Raw genomic sequence first — 2,821 nt, 5'->3', positions numbered from 1 at the left:
CCCCTCCGCCGCGGATCACCCGGRCGTCGGTGCCGCCGCTCGCGAGCGTGGGCGCGACCAACCCCGACGGCACCACCGTGGCGCTCTTCTCCAACAAGCTCCCGGTCGTCAGCGCGGTCCGCGCCGGGGTCTCCGTCGTCAGCACGCTTCCACTCACGAACGGCCTGGGTCAGCCCTCCGCCCAGGACTCGTCCGACGGCACGGTGCGCTGCACGGTGGACCCGGACGACTACACCGGGGGCTTCGGCGTGTGGAGCGGCACGTCGTTCGCCACTCCGGTCTTCGCCGCCGAGCTGGCTGCGGCCCTCATCGACGAGAGTGGCCTGACCGACGTCTCGTCGTCCACCATGCGCAAGCGGGCCATCCGCGCGCTGCGCTCCTGCATCGCGAGGACGCGGTCATGACACCCACCCCCACCGCACCCGACGGCCTCGGGACCCTCGCCGGTCAGGCGTTCGCCGCCTACCGCGCTGGTGAGCGGGAGCGGCTCTCGGAGCTCGTCGACCTCGTGACGCCCGTGCTGTGGAATGCTGCGCGCTCCCAGGGCGGTGCGCCGGCGACGTGCGAGGACGCCATCCAGACCGCCTTCCTCCAGCTCGTCGACCGGGCCGACTCGATCAACGAGCCGGCGGCGGTGCTCGGCTGGCTCGTGGTCGTCGTCAAGCGCGAGGTCTGGCGCCTGGCCCGCGGGTCCCGGCGTGAGCTCGGCGTCGAGGAGGTGCCGGAGCCACCGGCGCAACAGCTCGACCCCGAGGCGCAGGCGATCCTCTCCGAGCGCCAGCGCGTGCTGTGGAAGCACGTCTCGACGCTGACCCCGCGCTGCCAGGAGCTGCTCCGCGTCATCGCGTTCGCCGACCGTCCTGACTATGCCGCCATCGCGGAGTCGTTGGGCATGCCCGTCGGCAGCATCGGCCCGACCCGCGGCCGTTGCCTCCAGAAGCTGAGGACCACCCTCGGCTCCGATCCCGGATGGGCGGTCTGACATGACTTCGCACACTGACGCCATCGATGCCCGCGACATCACCAACCTGGGCCACGTGCGGGACCTCTTCGGTCACGCCGACCCGGTCCCGAGCGACCTCGCCGAGCGGGTCAAGTTCGCGATCACGGTGCACGCGCTCCACGCCGAGGTCGCCGAGCTCATGGACTCCGCGCTCCTGACGACGCGAGGTGCGGAGACCACGGTCGAGCCGACGCCCACGGAGTCGGTGACCTTCACGGCCGCCTCGCTGAGCCTCATGGTCTCGGCCGGCCCGATGGACTCCGACGAGCTCGAGGACCGCGTCCGCGTGGATGGCTGGGTCACGGCGCCCGGCGCCCGGGTCGAGGCCGTGACGGCGGAGGGGAGCAGCTCGGTGATTTCGGATGCGAACGGCCGCTTCGTTCTGGATGATCTACCCCATGGGCCGGTCCACTTCGTCGTGACCGACCCGGGCAACGAGGACACGAGACCGGTCATCACCCCGACGATCCAGATCTGACGATCCCGACACACGTGGTGACCGGCCCTGAACGAGAGGCCGGGCGGGAGCCATCGATCTGCTCGAGAGTGCCCGCGCCCTCCGCGAGCAGGGCGCGGCGGACAACATGGCCGGCAGGCCGGTCGACGCGGCGCGCGCGCTGACGGCGGCTTTGGACGAGATCGACCGCGCGGCCGGGTCGGCTCCCTCGCGGGAGCAACTCGACCTGCGCTGCAAGACGCTCATCACGCTCGCGCTGACCGAGCTCATGCTCTCGGGGGTCGAGACGGCGTCGGCACGGCTCGCGGAGGCCGAGGAGCTCGTCGACGAGCTCGATGACGACCGGCTCCGGGCGCGCCTGGACTACCAGCGCGCCAACATCCACGGCCGGGTCGGCGACCTCGCCTCGGCCTGGGACGGCCTCGAGGGCGCCGTGCGCCGGCTCGATGCCTTCACCGAGCGCGAGCAGTGCTCGGTGCACCTGAGCCGGGGCATGCTGGCCTTCGAGCTGCTGCGGCCGCAGGAGGCGCTCGAGTCCTTCGCCGAGGCAGCGCGCCTCGCACACGAGCTGGGCGGGGTCGAGCAGGAGTTCATGGCTCGTCACAACGCGGGGTATGCGGCATACCTCCTCGGTGACATCCCGCGGTCCCTGGCCGGCATGGCTCGCGCCCAGCGGCTCGAGGCGGACGTCTTCAAGGGTCCGGCACGGCTGGACCGCGCGCAGGTCCTGCTCGAGGCCGGTCTCGTGAAGGAGGCCGTGGAGGCACTGCACGCCGGGCTCGCCGAGCTCGCCGGCGACGGGCACGACCAGATGCGAGCGGAGTTCGAGCTCGCCCTGGCCCGCGCCCATCGGCTCCTCGGGCACCTGGACCTCGCCACCGGGGCCGCGGTGTCGGCTCGCGAGACCTACGGGCGCATCGGTGCGACCGCGTGGGCCGCCAAGGCGAGGCTCGTCGAGCTGCTCGTGGACCTCGACCGGCAGCGGAGGACGCGCCGCGCGCAGGGACAGCCGGACGCCGACCGGGTCGGGCGCGGCGTGGGGGATGCCACCGGGGCTCTTGCTGCGGCGGCGACGGCCGACGAGCTCACCGAGACGGCGACGGAGCTCGGAGACCCGGAGCTGGCCGACAGCGCGCGCGTCGTCGCGGCGCAGGCGCTCCTGCTCGCCGGGGACGCGGCGGCCGCGAACACCCGCCTGCTCAGCCTCGAGCGGGTCTCGACCGGCTCGCTGTCCGACGAGCTCGACGCGGCGGTCGTCACGGCGATGACGCTCGTGGCCACCGGTGACCTGGCCCCGGCCCGACGCATCCTCGTGCGGGCGTCCCGGCGGCTCGCGGCCGGCCAGCAGGGCAGCGCGAGCC

At 73.2% G+C, this 2,821-nt stretch carries 3 protein-coding genes and 1 pseudogene; all 4 read left to right on the top strand.

The features are described from left to right. Positions 1-404: S8 family serine peptidase (locus AC1DP0_RS20530; protein ID WP_478088173.1), on the top strand; the 404-nt coding region annotated here is incomplete at its 5' end. Then, positions 401-982: an RNA polymerase sigma factor gene (locus AC1DP0_RS20525; RefSeq protein WP_478088171.1), complete on the top strand. Its 582-nt coding sequence runs from the start codon at positions 401-403 to the stop codon at positions 980-982. The genes AC1DP0_RS20530 and AC1DP0_RS20525, both read left to right, overlap by 4 nt. Position 983: 1 nt before the next feature. Then, positions 984-1,481, top strand: coding sequence for a peptidase associated/transthyretin-like domain-containing protein (locus AC1DP0_RS20520; RefSeq protein ID WP_478088169.1), 498 nt, complete (start codon positions 984-986; stop codon positions 1,479-1,481). 106 nt (positions 1,482-1,587) lie between these two features. Further along, a pseudogene (locus tag AC1DP0_RS20515) lies at positions 1,588-2,821 on the top strand (hypothetical protein); the annotation flags it as partial.

The organism is Terrabacter sp. P5_B1 (assembly GCF_056400505.1).
Note: the sequence above shows the minus strand (reverse complement) of the source record. Positions and strands in the feature narration are given on the sequence as shown.

Bases quoted from the DNA above. Each gene is read 5' to 3' on its own strand.
- AC1DP0_RS20520 (WP_478088169.1), top strand. From the start codon at position 984: ATGACTTCGCACACTGACGCCATCGATGCCCGCGACATCACCAACCTG.
- AC1DP0_RS20525 (WP_478088171.1), top strand. From the start codon at position 401: ATGACACCCACCCCCACCGCACCCGACGGCCTCGGGACCCTCGCCGGT.